Annotated in this window: 17 protein-coding genes; 11 read left to right on the forward strand and 6 right to left on the reverse strand. The window is 33.9% G+C overall.

From position 1 onward, the window contains the following. Window positions 1-226 precede the first annotated feature (226 nt). The 8 genes from PQ463_RS09685 (at window position 227) to PQ463_RS09720 (ending at window position 10,004) form a co-directional block, all read left to right on the forward strand. A complete protein-coding gene (locus PQ463_RS09685; protein ID WP_443135194.1) occupies window positions 227-376 on the forward strand; it encodes a hypothetical protein in 150 nt (49 codons plus the stop codon). Next, a complete protein-coding gene (locus PQ463_RS09690; protein WP_274257558.1) occupies window positions 357-2,630 on the forward strand; it encodes a glycosyltransferase in 2,274 nt (757 codons plus the stop codon). Before PQ463_RS09685 ends, PQ463_RS09690 begins: the two co-directional genes overlap by 20 nt. A gap of 263 nt (window positions 2,631-2,893) precedes the next feature. Continuing rightward, complete coding sequence (locus PQ463_RS09695; RefSeq protein WP_274257559.1) at window positions 2,894-3,652, forward strand: MlaE family ABC transporter permease; 759 nt, start codon at window positions 2,894-2,896, stop codon at window positions 3,650-3,652. A 1-nt stretch (window position 3,653) separates the two neighbouring features. After that, complete coding sequence (locus tag PQ463_RS09700; protein ID WP_274257560.1) at window positions 3,654-4,433, forward strand: ABC transporter ATP-binding protein; 780 nt, start codon at window positions 3,654-3,656, stop codon at window positions 4,431-4,433. A 128-nt stretch (window positions 4,434-4,561) separates the two neighbouring features. After that, window positions 4,562-5,329: an MlaD family protein gene (locus PQ463_RS09705; RefSeq protein WP_274257561.1), complete on the forward strand. Its 768-nt coding sequence runs from the start codon at window positions 4,562-4,564 to the stop codon at window positions 5,327-5,329. Window positions 5,330-5,470: 141 nt separating this feature from the next. Further along, a complete protein-coding gene (locus tag PQ463_RS09710) occupies window positions 5,471-8,293 on the forward strand; it encodes an AsmA family protein (protein ID WP_274257562.1) in 2,823 nt (940 codons plus the stop codon). Further along, window positions 8,293-8,808 carry a low affinity iron permease family protein gene (locus PQ463_RS09715; protein ID WP_111377166.1) on the forward strand — a complete coding sequence of 172 codons (516 nt, stop codon included), beginning with the start codon at window positions 8,293-8,295 and terminating at the stop codon, window positions 8,806-8,808. Before PQ463_RS09710 ends, PQ463_RS09715 begins: the two co-directional genes overlap by 1 nt. Beyond that, a complete protein-coding gene (locus PQ463_RS09720; RefSeq protein WP_274257563.1) occupies window positions 8,805-10,004 on the forward strand; it encodes an NAD(P)/FAD-dependent oxidoreductase in 1,200 nt (399 codons plus the stop codon). The genes PQ463_RS09715 and PQ463_RS09720 overlap by 4 nt, the downstream gene beginning before the upstream one ends. An 80-nt stretch (window positions 10,005-10,084) precedes the next feature. Here the strand turns inward: PQ463_RS09720 and PQ463_RS09725 are convergent, their stop codons facing one another. Both PQ463_RS09725 and PQ463_RS09730 read right to left on the reverse strand, forming a co-directional pair. Then, window positions 10,085-11,035, reverse strand: a complete 951-nt coding sequence (locus tag PQ463_RS09725) for a bifunctional helix-turn-helix transcriptional regulator/GNAT family N-acetyltransferase (RefSeq protein WP_274257564.1) — start codon at window positions 11,033-11,035, stop codon at window positions 10,085-10,087. Window positions 11,036-11,265: 230 nt separating this feature from the next. Continuing rightward, a complete protein-coding gene (locus tag PQ463_RS09730; protein WP_274257565.1) occupies window positions 11,266-12,291 on the reverse strand; it encodes a helix-turn-helix domain-containing protein in 1,026 nt (341 codons plus the stop codon). A 172-nt stretch (window positions 12,292-12,463) separates the two neighbouring features. On the opposite strand from PQ463_RS09730, the gene PQ463_RS09735 reads away from it, so the two are divergent. Next, entirely contained in the window at window positions 12,464-12,949 is a 486-nt protein-coding gene (locus PQ463_RS09735) for a DNA-deoxyinosine glycosylase (RefSeq protein WP_274257566.1), read from the forward strand. Between the two features lie 300 nt (window positions 12,950-13,249). Beyond that, window positions 13,250-13,684 (forward strand): DUF6526 family protein, encoded by a 435-nt coding sequence (locus PQ463_RS09740; protein ID WP_274257567.1) that lies wholly within the window; start codon window positions 13,250-13,252, stop codon window positions 13,682-13,684. Between the two features lie 100 nt (window positions 13,685-13,784). Here PQ463_RS09740 and PQ463_RS09745 read toward each other — a convergent pair whose 3' ends face one another. The 3 genes from PQ463_RS09745 to PQ463_RS09755 all read right to left on the reverse strand — a co-directional run bounded on the left by PQ463_RS09745 (window position 13,785) and on the right by PQ463_RS09755 (window position 17,317). Further along, the gene (locus tag PQ463_RS09745) at window positions 13,785-14,951 is read right to left on the reverse strand and encodes a hypothetical protein (RefSeq protein ID WP_274257568.1); all 1,167 of its coding nucleotides are present in this window, start codon (window positions 14,949-14,951) and stop codon (window positions 13,785-13,787) included. Between the two features lie 407 nt (window positions 14,952-15,358). Next, the gene (locus PQ463_RS09750) at window positions 15,359-16,780 is read right to left on the reverse strand and encodes an MATE family efflux transporter (protein ID WP_274257569.1); all 1,422 of its coding nucleotides are present in this window, start codon (window positions 16,778-16,780) and stop codon (window positions 15,359-15,361) included. Between the two features lie 60 nt (window positions 16,781-16,840). After that, window positions 16,841-17,317, reverse strand: coding sequence for a MarR family winged helix-turn-helix transcriptional regulator (locus tag PQ463_RS09755; protein ID WP_274257570.1), 477 nt, complete (start codon window positions 17,315-17,317; stop codon window positions 16,841-16,843). A 175-nt stretch (window positions 17,318-17,492) separates the two neighbouring features. On the opposite strand from PQ463_RS09755, the gene PQ463_RS09760 reads away from it, so the two are divergent. Then, on the forward strand, window positions 17,493-18,407 hold the full coding sequence (locus PQ463_RS09760) for a hypothetical protein (protein WP_274257571.1): 915 nt from the start codon (window positions 17,493-17,495) through the stop codon (window positions 18,405-18,407). A 649-nt stretch (window positions 18,408-19,056) separates the two neighbouring features. On the opposite strand, the gene PQ463_RS09765 is transcribed toward PQ463_RS09760, so the two are convergent. Further along, on the reverse strand, window positions 19,057-21,075 hold the full coding sequence (locus PQ463_RS09765; protein WP_274257572.1) for a glycoside hydrolase family 97 protein: 2,019 nt from the start codon (window positions 21,073-21,075) through the stop codon (window positions 19,057-19,059). Window positions 21,076-21,094: the final 19 nt, after the last annotated feature.

Here is a 21,094-nt window from a genome sequence, read left to right on the forward strand (position 1 = left end):
TTTTAATTAGAATACTTTGAACCTTTGCTTCTTTGAACCTTTGAACCTCAAAAAAACTAGACTACACGCCCCTTTCATTATTACTTAACAGCCTTACAGAATTGCCATGTTTATGCTTTTGAGTTAATTTTTTAGTGGATTGAATTAATCGTCGCTTTTATCTCAAAGTAATTTTAAATAAAATTTATTAGCATAATGATAGGAAAGACATGGCTATGTCAATTATATGGTTTTCCTAATAGGAACTGCCATTTTTGACGGCCAACTATATATTTATTATGGCGCTGCCGAAGATAATATTGCGGTAGCATCCTTGAACTTGAACGAGTTATTAACCGAGCTAAAAAAGAATTCTCATGAAAACAATATCAAATAAATCAAAAATAGTTTTTTTATCTACTTTTCCGCCTACGCAATGTGGCATAGCAACTTATACGCAAGACACTATCAAAGGGATTACAGATGTTTATGGTAAATCTATAAAATGCGAAATATGCGAGCTGGTTACAGAACCCATTGAAGAGCAACCAACGCAAGCTTTTACTTTAAACACGAAAATTCGAGAAGAATATGCTAAAGTTGCCGAGGAAATTAATCAGGATGAAACTGTAAAATTAGTTCACATCCAGCATGAATTTGGTTTGTTTTCAGGAAATTATGGAGATCATCTTTTAGATTTTCTAAATGTTATTAAAGCCCCTGTCACCTTTACTTTTCATAGCGTAATTCCAAATCCGAATGACGAATTGAGAACGTTTGTAAAACTGCTCTTAAGCTACAGCAATTCGGTTTTTGTAATGACCAATAGATCTAAAGAAATTCTAACTAACGACTACGATATTAATGAAGAAATAATTACTTGCGTGCCTCATGGAACTCATATTGTGATATACGAAACTCCACAACAGGCAAAAGAAAAATTAAACATTGAAGATAGATTAGTGCTTTCTACTTTCGGTCTTTTGGGCGAAGGAAAAAATATAGAAACGGGCTTACAGGCTTTACCAAAAATTATCGAAAAAGCACCAAATGCTTTGTATATGATCATTGGTAAAACACATCCAAATTTAATAAGAGACGGCGTTGATGCGTATCGCGACAAATTAGAAGGCATCGTCAAAGAATTAAACCTTCAGGACAATGTTCGTTTTATCAATAAATATCTAGATACCGATGAACTTTTAGAATATCTGAAAGCTACAGATATTTATATGTTTACCTCAAAAGATCCAAATCAGGCAGTGAGCGGCACTTTTGCTTATGCCATGAGTTGCGCGTGTCCGATTGTGGCATCTAAAATTCCGCATACTAGAGAAGTATTAACTCCAGATTCTGGAATTTTGTGTGATATTGGAGATTCTGATCAGTTTGCAGCGGCTGCAATCAAATTGATCGAAGACGAAAATCTAAGACACGAAATGGGAATTAGTTCGTTTACCAAAATGAGAGCAACTTCATGGGAAAATGTTGGAATTACTCAAATGAATACCTATCAAAAACTAATTAAAAATCCATCCGAAATTAAATATAGCTATCCTCCTATCCAATTAAAACATATCAAAAAACTAACAACCGAATTAGGAATTATTCAGTTCAGTAAAATTTCTATTCCAGATTTAGATTCAGGATATACTTTAGATGATAATGCGAGAGCTTTAATTGCGTTCTGTATGCATTATAAACTGACTCAGGACAAAGATGATTTGGCATATATTTTAATCTATTTAGATTTCATTCAGCGTTGTCAAAAACCAAAAGGAGATTTTATCAACTATGTTGATCAAGAAAATCGCGAACATATAGAACAAAACGCCGAAGTAAATTTAGAAGATTCTAATGCTAGAGCTATTTGGGCATTAGGAACTGTTGTTTCTATGTCTGATATTCTTCCAGAAGCGATTACCAAAAAAGCGACAAGATGTTTATTGAACACCTTAAAATGGGCAGAAAATATTCAGTCGCCACGTTCAATTGGTTTTGCTACAAAAGGTTTGTATTTATACCATTCAACCATTCCGAATTTGTATGTTGCGGCGATCATCAATAAATTGAATGCTAAACTTCTCGCAAATTATGAAGATACAGCAACAGAAGATTGGCAATGGTTTGAAAATTATCTGACTTATGGAAACAGCATTTTGCCAGAATCTATGCTTTACGCTTATTTAATTACCAATAAACCGGTTTACAAAAAAGTAGCACTAGATTCCTTAGATTTCCTTATTTCTAAAACATTTAAAGAAGGAACTTTCAAAGCCATTTCAAATCAAAGCTGGCATCATAAAGGTTCAGAACCACATGAATACGGCGAACAGCCTATTGATGTTACGTACACCATTCAAAGTTTAAACGCTTTTTACAATGCTTTTAAAACTCCAGAATACAAAAAGAAAATGAAAGCTGCCTTTAACTGGTTTTTAGGCAAAAATCATTTGAACCAAATTATGTACAATCCCGTAAGTGGCGGTGGTTATGACGGGCTTGAGAAACACAATGTAAACTTGAATCAAGGCGCAGAATCTACTGTTTGCTATCTAACGGCAAGATTGCTAATGGAAAAATTAGCGATATCGCAATCAAGAGTAATCCCTTTAATGAAATCACGAAGCGGCATTGCCATAAATTTATAAGAAAAGAAACTGAAGCTAACCAAATACTTCACTTTTAAACCCTGAAAATCCCTTTCTCAATGAAAGGGATTTTTTGTTTGCACCCCATAACGTCAACTTGTTTTAATTATTGTGAGTTTATGAAAATTATATAAGGCTAAAAAAAAGTTGTGTAATACATTTTAACAAGTATAGAGCTAACTTTCCTATATAATTTAATGATTTGAAAAAACTGTTAAATAATTGATTTTCACTTTGCATCATTCACATTAAAAACAAAAATTTTGATTCTCGATATAAAAAATACATTCGCCGAAATTGGAGAAACCACCATATTCGCCAAAAGGTTTTTTAAGGAGGTTTTTATTCCTCCTTATGAGACCCGAGAGTTTCTGAAACAATGTTATGTTATCGGATATAAATCTCTGCCCTTGGTTGCAATAACAGGTTTTATTATGGGCTTGGTGCTTACGCTACAATCGCGTCCTACGTTGGTAAAATTTGGAGCAGAATCTTGGTTGCCAGGAATGGTCGCGCTTTCGCTGATTAGAGAAATTGCTCCTGTTATAACGGCTTTAATTTGCGCGGGAAAAATTTCCTCTGGAATTGGGGCCGAATTAGGATCTATGAAAGTAACCGAACAAATTGACGCCATGGAAGTTTCGGCTGTAAATCCATACAATTATTTGGTTGTGACTAGAGTTTTAGCCTGCACTTTGATGGTTCCTATTTTAGTCTTTTTTGCTGATGCCATTGGAATTATTGGCGGTTACGTGGGTATAAATATTCATGGAGATGTCAATTTTTACAGGTTTTTAACCCAAATCGTTCAATCCTTAGAATATTTGGATCTGCTTCCAGCAACACTTAAAACTTTCTTTTTTGGATTTTTTATCGGAATCATTGGCTGTTATAAAGGTTTTAATGCTTCTAACGGAACAGAAAGCGTAGGACGAGCCGCAAATTCTGCAGTAGTTACAGCATCATTAAGCATTTTTATAATTGATATGGTCGCTGTTCAAATAACCGATTTATTCTTTTAAAATGGAAAAGGAAAAATTACATAAAGAACCTAAAACAAAAGAAAAAGATCAGACTCCGATTATCGAGATTAAAGATCTGCATAAAACTTTTGGTAAAGACAATGCTGTTTTAAAAGGCGTAAATCTCACTTTGAACAAAGGCGAAGATTTAGTGGTTTTAGGACGTTCAGGATCGGGAAAATCGGTAACGATTAAATGTATAGTTGGATTGATCGAACCTGACAAAGGCGAAATTAAAGTTTTTGATGAAAACGTTTTGAATATATCCAAAAGCGAGCTGAATGAAATTAGAGTCCGAATTGGATTTTTGTTTCAAAGTGGAGCACTTTACGATTCGATGTCCGTTAGAGAAAATCTGGCTTTTACCTTGACCAAACACAAACGTGATTTGAGTAGTCAAGAAGTCGAAAATGAAGTAATGGAAGCGCTGGAAAATGTTGGTCTAGCAGATGCGATAGACAAAATGCCTTCTGAACTTTCGGGAGGAATGAAAAAAAGAATTGGTCTGGCGCGCACGCTAATTTTAAAACCAGAAATCATTTTGTACGACGAACCTACAACGGGTTTGGACACGATAACATCCAGAGAAATTAGCGAATTGATTCTGGATATCAAGCACAAACAAAAAACCTCATCGATTATTATTACCCACGATATGGCTTGCGCAAAATTGACGGCCGATCGAATTGTAGTTTTAAAAGATGGTGTAATTCATGCCGAAGGAACCTACGAAGAATTAGAAAAAGACGAAGACGAATGGGTACGCTCATTCTTTGAATAAACGATTTGAGTTATGAGTCATTAGTTATGAGTTATACGCTGTAAACTCTAACAATAAAATATAATTAAACTCATAATCAACAATTAACCATAAACACATAACTCATAACTCTTAATTAATTAGAAATCATGGAAAAGCAATCTGGATATACTTGGAAATTGGGAATGTTTGTAACGATAGGTTTACTGCTCTTTATTCTGGCTGTATATTTTATCGGAAAACAGCAAAACCTTTTCGGTTCAACCTTTCATATTACTTCTCAATTTAAAACAGTTAGCGGTTTAGAAGTCGGAAACAATGTTCGTTTTTCCGGAATTAATGTTGGAACTGTAGAACAAATTCAGCTAAAAAACGACTCAACTGTTGTTGTGGTTTTGGTAATGAAAGAAGATGTTCGAGAATTTATTAAAACCGATGCCACCGCTAGTATTGGTTCAGACGGTTTAATGGGCGACAAAGTACTGACTATTACACCAGGAGCCAAATCCAATAAAATTATTGACGATAACGGACATATTGCCTCTGTTGACGGAATTGAAATGCAAGACATCATGAAAAGCGTGAAGAAAAGCGTTGACAATATTGGCGTAATTTCAGATGAAATAGCCATTTTCAGTCATAGCATGAACAACGGAAACGGCGCTCTAGCAAGATTGGTAAAAGATGATAAAATGGCTAATAGCGTTTCGAATACACTTTCTAATCTAGAAACGGGAACAAAAGGGTTTAGTGAAAACATGGAAGCCGCAAAAAGCAATTTCCTATTCAGAGGCTACTTCAAGAAAAAAGAGAAAGAGAAAAAGGAGAAGCAAGAGGAAAGAAAAGAGAAGCAAGAGGAACAAAAGCAAGAAGAGCAAAAACAGGAAGAAGCTAAAAAAGCAGAAACTAAAAATTAAATTCCAAATTTTTAAAATGCCAAATTCCAATTCTAATTTTATGTCTTCCTGAGCGAAGTCAAAGGACAGGCACGAAGAAAAATCCAAATCCAGCATATCACAATTCACAATTCACAATTCACAATTCACAATTAAAATTATATGCCTAGTTCAATCAAACATACCGCCTTAAAAGTTTTAAAAATTACTGGAATTACGATTGTGGTGATTTTGTTTTTGCTGTTTATTATTCCGTTGCTTTTTCCTGGAAAAATCGCTTCGGAAGTGAAGAAAATTGCCAATGAACGTCTGGATACAAAATTGGAATTTACCAAATCTAAACTATCATTCTTTACACATTTTCCTTCATTAACGGTAGCTTTAGATGATTTGTCTTTAACAGGTTCTAAACCTTTTAATAATGATACTTTATTAAGCGCTGATCAGGTTGCTTTTGGAATTGATATTAAGAGATTGCTTTTTGACAATGAAGTAAAAATCAATAAACTTTATGTTTCTGATGCTTTAATAAATATAATGGTCAACCAAAAAGGTCAAGCCAATTATAATATATATGTTGCCCCAGAAGACAGAGACAAAAAAGAAGACCCGAATGCTCCAGAAGAAGGAACTGCAATTCGACTAGAGCGTATTGATCTACAAAACTGCCATGTAAAATATAATGATCGTTCGGCAAAGATTCTGATTGATGCAAAAGGTTTTAATTATATCGGAAAAGGAAATCTAAGCGACGATATTTTTGATCTCGCAACCGATGCCAAAATTGATAATCTGGATTTCTTTTACGATCGAACAGGCTATTTGAGACGAAAAAAAGTGAGCGCCGATTTAATTACCCGCATTAATACGCATGCGCTTACCTTTATTCTTCAAAAAAATGAACTACACATCAATAAACTGCCTTTAAAATTTACTGGTTTATTTTCCATTTTAAGAGATGGATACAAAATCAATATAAAAGCAGCTTCAGAAAATACAACCGTGAAAGATTTACTTTCTGTAATGCCACCAGAATATTTAACCTGGCTAGAAAGAACAGAGATTTCGGGAAGAAGTGATTTACTGCTTACTTTCAAAGGAGATTATAACGTTCAGAAAAAACAAAAACCAAATTTAGCTTTCAATTTAAAAATCAACGAAGGTTCAGTAAACTATAAGAATGCGCCAGTTCCTTTAACCGATTTTAAAATGGATTTGAATGCGATGCTTCCGTCTCTGGACACCGAACAATTGCTGGTTAATTTGAGAACCTTGAAATTTAAGGTGGGCGAAAAAGATTACTTTAATGCTTATCTACACAGCAAAGGTCTAAGCGAAATGTCGATTAATGCAAGCGTGAAAGGCGCACTAGACCTTGCTGTAGTCGATGCTGCTCTAGGACTAGAAAATATCGATCTAAAAGGGATTTTAAAAACCAATATTCAGGCAAAAGGGCTTTTTAGCACTTCAAAAAAACTGTTCCCAAAAACTATTGGCGGAATTTCACTCCGAAATGGTTGGCTTAAAACAAAATATTATCCAAATCCTATTACCAATATCACTTTTATAGCCAATATGCTGAATAAAGCAGGAACGTATCAAGATTTGATTGTTGCCGTGGCACCTGCATCTTTTGTTTTTGAAGGAAATCCGGTTTATGTCAATGCCACATTATCCGATTTTAGCGATTTGGCTTATAATGCCAAAATTAAAGGAGAACTGAATGTGGGCAGAATCTATCAGGTATTCTCGCAAAAAGGTTTGGATTTAACCGGTTATGCCAAAGCTGATCTTTCGTTAAAAGGAAAACAAAGTTATGCCACAACCGGACAATATGATAAACTGGATAATAAAGGGACATTATTGCTAAAAAATATAAAAGCAACTTCAGAATTGTTTCCGAAAGCTTTCTTTATCAAAGAAGGACATTTCCGTTTTCAGAACGAAAAAATGTGGTTTGAAAAATTTAATGCTTCCTACGGAAAATCAGATTTTGATATCAATGGCTATCTGCTCAATACCATCAATTATTTCTTAGAATCAAAAGGAACTTTGAGCGGTAATTTCAACTTAAAATCAAAACTGATTAATGTGGACGAATTTATGGCGCTTGAAGAAGGTGAAAATAAAGATCGTAACATCGAAGTAGAATATGCCAAAGAAGATCATCCTAAAATGAGCGGTGTTGTTATTATTCCGAAAAACTTAAATGTCAGTTTAAATGCAAATGCAGACAAAATAGAGTACAATAAATTGATATTTAACAAATTAAACGGAAAAATAGGAATAAAAAAAGAAGGATTTTACTTAGAAAATGTTACCTTTAGTATTATTGACTGTGTTTTAGGTATTAATGCATTGTATAAAGACGAGTCTCCGACCTCTGCACATTATGATGCTCATTTTACGGCTAAAGACTTTGATGTTCAGAGAGCTTACAAAGAAATTCCGATGTTTCATGACATGGTTTCTGCAGCTGAAAAAGCACACGGAATCATTTCTGTCGACTATAAAGTAAAGGGAGATTTGAACGGCAATATGGGGCCCATTTATGAATCTATGCAAGGTGGCGGAACCATTAATTTACGCGATGTGAAAATTAAAGGGCTGAAACTTTTTGACGGAATCAGCTCTAAAACGGGACAAAGCGGTTTGAATAATCCTGATATGAAAGGAATTGAAATTAAATCGACAATAGATAAGAATCTTATAAATATTGAGCCATTTACCTTTAGTGTGGCCAGTTTTAGGCCAACTATTAAAGGAACTACAAGCTTTGATGGACTTTTGGATTTAAGAATGCGTTTAGGACTTCCGCTTTTCGGAATCATTGGTTTTCCGATTGTAATTACTGGAACGCACGAAGCTCCAAAAATTAAAATATTCAGCAAAACAGGACAAGAAATCAATCCCGCTGTCTATGACGAAAAAAACAATAAAGTTATTCGAGAAGAAAAAGTAAGCAAACCCAAAACAAAGAAATAATGAATTCTCAATCTCAACATAAAAGCAGTGCATTCGAAAAGTTTGCTACAAAAGTTTCAAAAGCTGCAGGAAGTACTCCAGCTTTTATTGGTGCCTTTCTTCTTGTTGTGGTCTGGGCTGCTTCTGGACCTATTTTCGATTATTCAGAAACCTGGCAATTGGTCATCAATACAGGAACTACCATTATTACTTTTTTAATGGTTTTTTTAATTCAAAAAGCACAAAATAAAGATTCGCTTGCCATTCAGTTAAAACTAAATGAACTCGTGGCATCAAATGAACAGTCGAGTAACAGTCTTGTCGATATTGAAAGCATGACTGAAGAAGAAATGATCATTATCCAGAAATACTATCATCATTTAAGCCAATTGGCAAAAAAAGATCTAAGCATAAGAACTTCACATTCAATTGCCGAAGCAAATGAACTTCATAATCGAAAAAAAGAAAAAAATATAAAACCAGATAACATCAAAAAAACTACCAAAAACACCTCTAAAAAAATAACCAAAAAATGAAATTGAGCTCTACCGAAACCTATTGGCCACTAAAAAATGCCATAAAACAAAGTTATCCTTCCATAGATTCCGATATTAACGCCGACATTTTAATAATTGGCGGTGGCATTACAGGCGCTTTAACCGCTTATAAATTACTAAACGAAGGAAAAAAAATTGTTCTTGTAGACCGTCGCGATGTCTGTGGCGGAAGCACTTCTGGAAGCACCGCTTTACTACAGTACGAAATTGATGTTCCATTGCATCAGCTCATCAAACTTCGTGGCACAAGATGTGCCGTAGACAGTTATCAAAATGGAAAAAAAGCTATTTTTGATCTTAGAAATATCATCGATGAAGTCGGCTGCGATTGTGGTTTTGAATTCAAAAAAAGCATTCATTTTACTACTTTAAAAAAGGATGTGCCTTATTTAAAAAATGAATTTAAAGCTAGAAAACAGCATGGTTTTGAAATCAGCTGGCTGGGCAGATCAGAATTGCAAAAAATGGGATTGAATGCCATTGCAGGAATAGAATCTAAAACGGCGGCAGTTATGGACCCTTTCAAACTTGCAAGCGATCTTCTATTCCATTGCCATGAAAAAGGCATGCCTATTTTTGATCGTACGAATATTGCTTCCATACAGCATCAAAAAGGTAAAATTATTGCCACTACAGGCTCAAAACATGTTATTACGGCCGACCATATTATTCATTGCACAGGCTACGAAAGCACAGAAACGCTAAAAGAGAAGGTTGTCGATTTAAAAAGCACTTACGTTATTACTTCTGAAAGTCAGCCTGATCTTCCAGAAAATTTCAGGCATTCTATATTTTGGGATACTGCTTCTCCTTACCACTATATAAGAACGACAGAAGATAATCGCATTATAATGGGCGGCGGAGATGAAGATTTTAAAGACACAAATAAACGCGATAAGTTACTGCCTAAAAAAGAGCAATATCTTTTAAAACAATTTTATAAACGATTTCCTGATCTAGATTTCAAAATTGACTATTCCTGGGCAGGAACTTTCGGTGAAACTAAAGATGGGCTTCCCTACTTCGGAAAACCAAATCCGAGGAAAAACGAACATTACATTCTAGGCTTCGGTGGAAACGGAATTACCTTCAGCGTTCTCGCAATGAATTCTATCCTAGATTCACTTCACAACAAAAAAAATACAGATTTGGAGTATTATCGATTTGGACGTTAGAAAGATACTAAGATGCTAAGATTCTAAGTTTCTGAGAAAAAAACTTAGAATCTTAGTAACTCAGAACCTTAGCAACTTATTTAAAGAACTAACTCCATCTGAATATTACATCTTTTATAAGGCGTTTCGAGACCAAAAACTTTTTCGAAACCTAGTTTATAATATAGATTTATCGCGGGTTTTAAGATCGTGTTACTTTCTAAATATATTTTCTTAGCACCGAGTTCTTTTGCTTTCTCGGCAATTGCTTTTCCTAAAAGCCAGCCTATGCTTTTACCTTGTGCTTTTGGAGAAACGGCCATTTTTGCCATCTCAAAATCATATTCAGAATTATTCATTTTAATTAAAGCACAAACTCCAACAGGTTCATTTTCATACAAAGCCACAAGAATTTTTCCTCCCTTTTTCAAAATATATTCTTCAGGATTGTCCAATGCTTTATAATCAGCTTCTTCCATTTCAAAATAAGTCGAAATCCATTCTACGTTCAGCGCTCTAAAAGCTTCCTGATACTCTGGCTTATAGTCAACTATTTTTACGTCTTTGCTTTCTCTCTTTTTCTTTTGTTCGCTAACTCTTTTAATTAAAGATTTTTGCTCCAATAAAAATTCCCACTCTTCCAATGCTGCCCATAGATTATGTTTGCTTTCAGCAATTATTCCTTCAATTGCAACATCAATATCTTCCAACTGCTGTTTGATTTTCTTCGAAATCAAAATTCCTTTTTCGGTAAGAACAACATTATTCTTTCTTTTATCCTCTGTTTTTGCGCTTTCTTCAATTAGTCCAGCACCAATCATTTCCTGAATAATTTTACTGACAGAAGGCTGCGAATGTCCAATTTCATTGGCTATTTCAGTGATTGTAATTTCACGCTCTTCGGCCAATGTATAAAATACTGGGAACCATTTCGGCACAAAATCAACTCCATACAATTCATATATTTTCGCAGCATCATCAGTAACAACAGCAGTCATTAAACGTAAACGGCTTCCTAGTGCCGATTTTCCAACTTTATCAAAAAATTCCATAACAAATAATTAATTATATAACTAGTTATGCAAATGTATAAAAAAATCTTTTTGCAAAAGTTTTTTTTGGGTACAAAGTTTCAAAGATGCAGAGGTTCAAAGTTTTTCTTCAAAAAAAAGACTAAGATTTATGAATCTTAGTCTTTAAATATATATTGCTTAATAGCTAACTACATTACTTTACTATAAAAAACTTTACACCTTTGTAACTCTGTACCTTTGCACCTCAATTACGCAGTAATTGCTAGAGAATTCAAATTAAACTTATACTCTTTTGGGCTGCAGTTGAATTTTTGTTTGAAAATTTTGGAGAAATAACTTCTGCTTGTAAAACCGATGCAATACACGATTTCAGAAATATTTAGATCTGAGGTTCTAATCAGGATTTCAGCTTTTAGAACTCTCATATGCGTAATGTAATCATTGACTGTGCGATTGTGAATCATTTTGAAACCTTCCTGAAGTTTGTTTGGAGAAAGACCCGATTTTTTACTCAAAGATTTAATTGAAAAAGCTTCTTCTGGATTTGATTTTATAAATTCAGAAAGATCCTTTACTTCTTCCAACTCCCTTACCGTTAATCCGTTTGCTTCGTTTGCAAAAGCATGCAAATCGTCTGAATGCTGTTGAATTTCCATGGCCAGAATAATTCTCATAATTCCTTCTTTCAGTAGATTTCTAACAATTCCGGTTTGAGTAATCGAATTAAGCTGCTCTATTTTTTCTGCAATCTGCAAATTATATGATCCGATATAGAAGAAATCCGCAACCTGATTATTCTCAAAAAAAGTATCTTTTACTTGTTGGTTTAAAGAATGCGTCTGACTCGCAGCATCAATCTGAGTTCCGACAATAATTAAAGTCAGCTTTGTTTTTTTTCCTTTTTCGAAAAATAAAACATTGTCCTCGCTGTTTTTTGATGTTACAATGGCAGTCTGAAAAGTTTTCAGTTTTCGTTCTTCTCCATTCAATCCAAAACTGTGCGAAAGATTTCCTTTAGAACAATAAGCAAAATAAATTGGCGAGGATTTTACATTTAGAATGTCCAACCTAACATCTATAGAAAATGTCATATCAAACTGAACGTATGAGATATTGTCTGCAAATGAAGCCCCAATAATAGAGCCTTCGGCAAAACTATTTTCTACTGCAAGTGTATACTCCTCTAAATCAAAAGTCACCTTTCCGCCAAAACTAGTCTGAAGTTCATCAAATATATTTTTAGTTTTTTCTGTATTTATAGTAACTACTTTCATGGTTCTCCGGATTTAAAATTATAATTTGCTAAACAGATTATTTCTAGAAATCTGAAAATCAAAGTTCGTTTAAAGACCAACCAAAAGTGTTATATAATTTTTTGGTTTTGTTTTATAATTCCTTATAAATGGTTATTTTAACATATATCACAACTCTTTTAAGAAAGTAAGTATGAAAAGTTTTTCGTTTGCTCCAATAAGTTCTTCCAACTCTAAAATTCTAATTTTAGGCACAATGCCTGGAACAAAATCTTTAGAACTCAATCAATATTATGGTCACAACCAGAATAACTTTTGGAAATTTATGTTTCAGATTTTGGGAGAAGAGTTTTCTAATGATTACGAAATACGAAAAAGCTTATTAATTAAAAACGGCATCGCACTCTGGGATGTCTTACAATTTTGCGAACGCGTTGGAAGCTTGGATAGCGCTATAAAGAATGAAATCGCAAATGATTTTGAAAATTTCTTAGAAACTCATCCTCAAATAGAAAACATTCTTTTTAACGGACAGAAAGCTGCCGCATTTTTTAAAAAGTATGTTCATTTAAAAAAAGAATATAGAACATTCACACTTCCATCGACAAGTCCTGCCAATGCTGGTAAGGCTTTTCAAGATAAATTAAACGAATGGAACGTCATTAAAAACTTATTGTAAAGTTCAGTATTTTATATAATTAAAATGCAAATATTGGAATCATGTAACTTTTTCCGTTTAAAGTATAACAAAAAACAACTGCTCTCGATCTAATTTTACATCAAAGAAAAATAAGCCATACTGAAGATTTGATTAGCGAAATGAAAAGGCTTTCTTCTTATTAAAATTTACAAAGCAAACTGTAAAAAGTTTAGTCTATAAAGAGAACATTGGTTATGTTAGTTTATTTTTGGGAAAAAGCTACTCTATAGAAATATAGAGTAGTTTTGTTTTTATAGGCTGCCATTTAAAGATAAAAACATGAAAATCCAGACATATTATAATCATATACGATTTTATACCCCACACCATTTTATCTATTATCCTGTTTTAATTTTATTCTTAATTGCAAGCATTTATTTGAGTATTACAACAGAAGATCATTTAATATGGGCATTCATCAGCGTAGCTTTTGTATTTCTTTTTGCACTGGCTTATATGCTACGACAACACTACGCATTAACGCTACAAAACAGAATTATACGTCTAGAAATGCGTTATCGTTATTTTACTTTAACAGGCAAAAGATTCGAAGAATTTGAATACAAACTTACAGACGACCAAATATTTGCTTTGCGTTTTGCACCAGATAACGAATTGATTCCGCTTATAGAAGATGTTTTAAAAAACAATCTAACCGGAGATGCTATCAAAAAAGCAATTGTACACTGGAAAGCAGATTACCACAGGGTATAGTAAAAATCAAATTCCAAATTCTAAATTCCAAATTCAAATAACAATTTTCAATTATGCTTTGATTTTTGAATTTGTCATTGAAATATGAAATTTGACATTGTTATTGAACTTTTTTCTTATTGAAAAGGATATAAAACAAAAACAATACAGCCCAAACCGCAACAATCACAGCAAAATAAATTGCAATAATATTCGGGTGCAGATAATTAGGCTCGTAAAATAACTTATTTAAAGTTTTAAATTTTTCTGTTAAAGCTTTTCTATCAAAAGTATTTCTAATTCCGTTAAGTGGTTCATCTTTATTATCTCTATAATGGTATACATCTTGAGTCAACAACTTCGGAATCACGTTTGTTTCTATATTGTATTTCTTTAAGATCGTGTCCAATTTCTGAAAAGTATATGTTAATGAATCTTTTTTAGAATTGTAAAGTAATTTATAACGATCTACAGCGGCTTGATACCTTTGTTTATCAATAGAATCTCCTTGAACTGGACTGAATAAAGATTTGTTTTCCAAGAAAATACAAATATCACTTTCATGTTCTGGACGCACTTGTGCACCCTTAAAAATAATTTCTGTGCTGTCTCCTAAAACTGTTTTTGAGATAATTCTTTTATGTAATTCTTCTTTCTCAAAACCAAGAATATCAAAAATACTATCTGCTTTATTTGTCGTTTTGTCAAAAGTGCTTGTTAGAGCCTTTATAGTATCAATGCTGTAATAGCTAGTTTCTGTGATCGCATATTCGCCTGGCACAATTGTATCTTCTTGTTGAATTACAGGATAAGGCTTTGGATATAGAATGTTCTCGTAATTGAACAGTTTCTCAGAACTGTAAGAAGTATATCCATACAAAAACGGATTTAAAACATTCAGCAGTTTTTTATCCTTATTAAAATCATTTTCAGACAACTCTGATTTCAGTTTCGCATTCATTCCAAAACTATAACTAATGAAAAACGAAAAAGTCAAAAACGAAATCAACAGCAGACAAACGGCAATTTTAAAAAGATTGCCACCTTTATAATTTTCTCTCGAATGATTGCGAATTAGAAAAATCAAAAAGAGGAGTAAAAACAATCCGCTTACGAAAAAGTGCGAAATCGAAACGTCATCATAAAATTTAAAACGGTAAAATTCAGTGTAGATATCAATATTTTTAATCCCTTCAAAAGTAAAATAACCGTATAAAAAGTAAGCTAAATGAATTAAGGCTAGTACAATAATAGATTTTATGAAATAACGCTTTAGATTTTTAGTCATTTTTTAGAGTTGCTAAGGTTCTGAGATACTAATGTACTTAAAATTTATTTTGGCTTTCATAAAAATATATTTAGAAAATTAAAAAGTAAAATAATCTGGGCGTGCCACCATTATAAAAAAAGGGCAAATAATAGCAACGCATATTCGCCCTTTTTTTATAATGCTGTCGGGCTGTCCATGCTGCTTCGGCAGCTTATTCCCATCCCTCACGCAATTACGGTTTCAAAACAAGTTTCCGAAAATTTAGTCATTCAATAAAGCTAATCGACAAAGAATTTCCGTAAAGACGCACTGCAGTACGTCTCAAATGCAGCATATCCCTAATCTGCTAATCTTTCGTTAGTTGCACTGCAGTGCATCTCTACAGAAAAAACTTAGAACCTCAGAACCTTAGAATCTTAGAACCTTTACTTAGAAATATCAAACCCCTCCTTCACAATTTCACTTTCAACTTTATCAATTAATTTATTCGTTTTTCCGGTCAATCTCTCTTTCTTCCAATCGCCTTTTGCATATATTGCGATTGTGATTAAAGCTGTTACAACAGAAGCAATCGGAAAAGCCCACCAGATTCCAATTTTTCCCAAAGAAGTATTATGAGACAAAATATAAGCCAATGGAAATTGTATTACCCATTGCGAAATCAAAGTTAGAATCATGGGTAATTTGGTATTTCCAACCGCGCGAAAAACACCTGTCAAACAAAGCTGTAAACCTAAAAATCCCCAAGAAAGACAAGTGATTCTCAACAGTTCTGTTCCTCCTTCGATAACTGCTTGATCATTTGGAACGAAAAAAGCAATTAAATAAGGTGCGAATATAAAAGCTATAATTCCGAGACCTGTCAATAATCCGAAACCTAAATAGGCCCCTAGTTTTGAAATTTCAGCAGCACGAGTAACATTTCCTGCTCCAATATTTTGTCCAACCAGAGTTGCAATAGCCATGGATAAACCCAAAGCTGGAATCAAAATCAGCTGAATCAAATTGGAACCAGCACCGTAAGAAGCGACTGTCAATGTACCGAAACGAACAATCAAAAATGTAATCGCCATCATTCCCAAAGCACGCATGGATTGTTCGATGGAAGACGGAAAACCAATTTCGAATGCTCTTTTTATATGTTTGTAATCTGGTTTAAAATCGGAAATGCGAAGATGGATTCCGTGTTTTCCTCTAAACAGAATCGCAAATCCGATTATGATTGCCAAAAGCTGTGTAAATAAAGTGGCCAAAGCTGCACCTTTTACGCCTAATGCCGGAATGAAATTCCATCCGTAAATAAATAACGGATCTAGCGCAAAATTCAAAATAACGGTTCCTAAAACTATATAAACAGGCAAGGTTACGCGTCCAACACCTCGCATAATCGACTGAAAAATCATAAATCCAAAACTAAAAACCAAACCAACAAACGCGACACGCATAAATCCTAACGCATCAACATAAACCGTTGGTTCTACCTTTAGTAAGTACAGAAAGTATGGACTCAAAATATATCCGATAATCGACAAGACAACAGAGACAATAATCACCATCGACAAAGTCTGCGCTGCCACGTGATTGACCATTTTTTGGTTTCCCGCTCCAAAATATTGTGCAATTAAAATAGAACCTGCAATAGCCAATCCGGTTCCTAAAGCAATGGTTAAAAATATTACAGGCGTACTTATCGAAACTGCTGCAACAGCATCTCCGCCCAAACGTCCTACCCAAAAAGCATCTACCAACTGATATGCGGCTTGTAAAAGATTAGCAATCATAATTGGGACTGCTAATTTTAATAATGAAGAAAGGATTGGCCCTTCTAACAATTCATTTTTTTTCATTTATTCAAAATAATAATTTAAAAATCAGTTGACATATCAACTTTTAAAGTTTAAAAAAAATTAAAGCGTTTCTAGTTTGTCTGCATACGATCTCACAGCATTCAACGCTTCTATTCTTTCTTTTGGAGAAAAGACAGACATGACTTCCTCTTCTGCCCTTTTCATCAGGGATCGAATGCTTTTAGCCAATGTGATTCCTTCACTTGTAAGACTTACAATGTTTTTTCGCTTGTCCATTTTGTCTTTTACCACCTCAACCAATTTCTTTTTTTCTAGTGCTGTAATGCTTCTTAAAATAGACGATTTGTCGCGCATTGTTTTGTCTGATAATTCTCTTTGCGAAAGACTTTTATGGTGTAGAATCATCAACAATGGCAATTGTTCCAGCTGTAATGTAATTCCCGCTTCATTCATTAACGCATTCGTACGTCTGAAAATTGCTCGCTTTATACGGTGAATCTGAAAGAAGAAACTATCTGATATTTCTTCTTTCCAAAAATTTGAAAAATTCTCTTTATCGGTATGTTTAATTTCCATGCGACAAAATTACAAAAAAGAGTGACATGTCAACTATTTTTTCTAACAATTCCTTATTTTATTGATATCCAATTTGTTTCTAAAAATAATTCGAATAAAAAAAGAAAAATGAACGATTATTTTTACTAACTTTAATTGTTAAATATTGCCTAATAAAAACTTAAAAATTACTCTGATGAAACAATTATTTATTTTTTTGGTAATGATGCTCCTTTGGATTCCGCTAAACGCTCAAACTGTTGCTGAAACCACAAAAAACGAAGACTTAACAACAACTCTAAAAACTGAAAGTGACGATTTTCAAGATAATAGTGTAGAGGATCTGCCCTGGCACAATAGAAAATTTAAAGTTACTGCCGGTGGATTTTTTCCTGTAAATAATACTCAAGTTAAAGTTGAAGGCAATAACGGAAATATAGGAACTGAAATCGATCTTGAAAATGATTTAGGATTTTCTAAGTCGACTGCATCATTTTTAGGAACATTTGATTGGCGTATCTCCAAAAGATCACGATTGGGTTTTGAATATTTTGTACTAGACAGAACTGCAACCAAAACACTGCAAAGAGATATAAATTTTGGAGACCATACTTATCCAGTGAATGGAAGTGTTCGTGGTACTTTTAATGTACAGATTGCTAGAATTGCTTATGGTTATGCCATTTTATCGAAACCTAAATATCAAGCTGGTTTATTAATTGGTGCGCATGTTCTTTTTGCAGATTTAGGCCTAAAATTAAATGCTAATACACAAAGTGTAGAATATCATGATACTTTTGACTTTACTGCTCCACTGCCAGATGTTGGAATTTGGGGAGAATTTGTTCTTGGAAAACGATGGGGATTATATGCCAATGTAAATTATCTTGCCGTAAAAATTGACGAAACCGATGGTAGAATCATAAGCTATAATTTATCGGTTTTATATAATGTTGTAGACAACTTTAGTCTTACTGCTGGTTATACCGGTTTGAACTTTAGAATAGATACGGTTCAAGAACGTTTAAACGGTTTCTTAAAATGGGGATATAATGGTCCAACGATTACAGCGGTCTACACTTTCGGAAAACATGTTAAAGTTACGAAGTAAAGATCCTGAGATGCTAAGATACTAAGGTGCTGAGTTTTTTTTAACTGCTAAGAACGCTAAGAATTACGCAATCCCGATAGCTATCGGGAGCAAAGGTTTTATACAAAGCTTTGCGAACTTTGCGTTTAAAATATATTTAAAATTTATTTTTAAGACCCTAAAGTTTTTAGCTAAACAAAATATTCTCGCAAAGACGCGAAGCCGCAAAGTTTTTATTTCAAAGCTTTATAAAAAAAAGCTATGAGCATAATTTTGCCGCAAAGAGCACTAAGATTTTTTAACTGAACGAAATATTCTCGCAAAGACGCAAAGTCGCAAAGATTTTTATATTCTTTGCGCCTTTGCGAGATTAAAATTTCACACAAAAGCTTTGTGAACTTCGCATTCTCACAAAATCCACTTAAAAAAACCTCTGCGAACTTTGCGAAAAAACTTTGCGCTCTCTGCGTTAAAACTATACTCAAGCTTCTCCAACTTGAAACCTGAAACCTGAAACCTGAAACTTGAAACAAAAAAACAAACCCGATAACTCTCCAGCTATCGGGTTTATTACCAAACTTAAACTTACTTAACTCAAAATAAAACTTTATATCTCAAAAACTCAAAAACTTAGATTCTCAGCATCTTAGAAACTTAGAATCTTAAAAACCTATTTTTCGATTGGAGAGAATTTTACTGCTGTTCCTCCTCCAGCTGCCAATTTGATATCTAGAACAGTTTTGCTGTTTACTTTTTGTTTAGAGATTGTAACTGGATATGGATTGGTTTTATAATTTGCTGCTTCTCCATCAGCATAGATTTCTGCTTCGTATTCTTTGTCTTTATCTAAAAATGACAAAGCAACTTTTAAGTCTCTTGCATTTCTATTTGTGATTGAACCTAAGTACCAATTTTTCTCGTCCCAGTCTTTACGTGCAATTGTAGTGTATTCTCCAATTTTAGAATCTAAAACTTTAGTATCAGACCAAGTGCACGGAACATCTTTTACGAATTGAAACTCTGGCTTTCCTTCGTAATTTTCAGGTAAATCTGAAGCCATTTGCAACGGACTGAAAATAATAACATATAATGCCAATTGATTTGCCAAAGTGGTCTGAACTTTTGCTCCTGATGGAGTTTTGTAATCAAAATTGAAATTCCCCGGAGTGTAATCAAATGGACCAGAAAGCATTCTTGTAAAAGGTAAAGTTGTTAAATGCTCTGGTGTATTTCCTCCATCTACAGACCATGCATTATATTCTTGTCCTCTTCCGCCTTCTTGTGACATAAAGTTTGGATACGTACGTTGTAAACCTGTTCCCTTCATTGGTTCGTGGTTATCAATCATGATATGATATTTAGCAGCCGTTTCGATTACTTTTCTGTAATGACGTGCTCCATATTGGCTATCATGCCATTCTTTTTTATCCAAATATTTGTTTACGTAACCCGTTTTAACCGAGTTTACTCCCATTTTCTGATACAATTTGAAAGCATCTTCCAATTGGCTTTCATAATTTTTGGTTGCTCCAGCCGTTTCGTGATGTCCAATTAAACGAACATTTTTTATGGCAGCATATTTGGTGATTTCTTCCAAATTAAAATCTGGATAGGCTTTTACAAAACTAAACGCAGAACCGTCTGCTGTCCAATCGCCATCCCAGCCTTCATTCCAGCCTTCAACTAAAACTCCGTCAAAACCATTTTTGGCAGCAAAATCAATATATTCTTTTGTGTTTTTGGTTGTTGCTCCATGTTTTGGACCTTGTCCCCAAGTGTATTTTTCTAAATGCATTCCCCACCAGATTCCGATATATTTTGAAGGTGTAATCCAAGATAAATCTTCAATTTTTGAAGGCTCATTTAAATTTAACATAATAGTCGAAGTTGCTACTTCTCCAGGATTTTTCCCCACAACAATAGTTCTCCAAGGCGTTTTAAAAGGTGTTTCGGCATATACTTTTACACCATCTGCCCATGGCACCAAATCACTTTTGTATTGTTTGTCTGTAGTTTTTAAAAGCGTCATTGAAGCAAAATCTGTTAGGTTCGCTTCGTGAATGGCTACATACAATTTGTCTTTGGTTTCAAAAGTCGCCGGAGTATTAATTGTATCGGTTTTACTCATTAACGTCTTGCGATATTCACTTTCGTAATAGCTGTTTTCACGATGAACAGGAATCCACCAAACGTCGTTATTATCTTTAAAAGTAAATTGCGTCACTTCGTTAGAGATTTTCACTTTTCCTAAATTAGGCTGTTTTGGAAATTCGTAACGAAATCCAACACCATCATCAAAAACCCTAAAAATGATATCAACCAAACGCTCCTCTCCTTTTGCTTCTTTTAAATGAACAATCAGTTCGTTATGATGATCTCTTACTTTTTTGAATTCGCCCCAAGGCTGTTCCCAAGTTTCATCTGCCGCTTTTTCTTCTGTAGAAACCACTTCAAAACCGTCTGTCATTTTAGCCAAACCTTGAAATTCAAATCCCATAAGAGACGGCTCAATAACCGATTTTCCGTTAGAAGAAAAACTGTATTGAGGCTGTCCTGAAGGAGTCAATTCAAAAGTTAATTCAGAGATTTTTTCTGGAGAACTGATTTTATACGTTTTTTTAGTACCGCAGGCCATAACCAGCATTGATGCTAAAGCCACAAGACAGTATCTATATTTTCTGTTTTTCATTATTTAAATTGTATTAATT

The organism is Flavobacterium sp. KACC 22763 (assembly GCF_028736155.1).
Taxonomy (GTDB): Bacteria; Bacteroidota; Bacteroidia; order Flavobacteriales; family Flavobacteriaceae; genus Flavobacterium.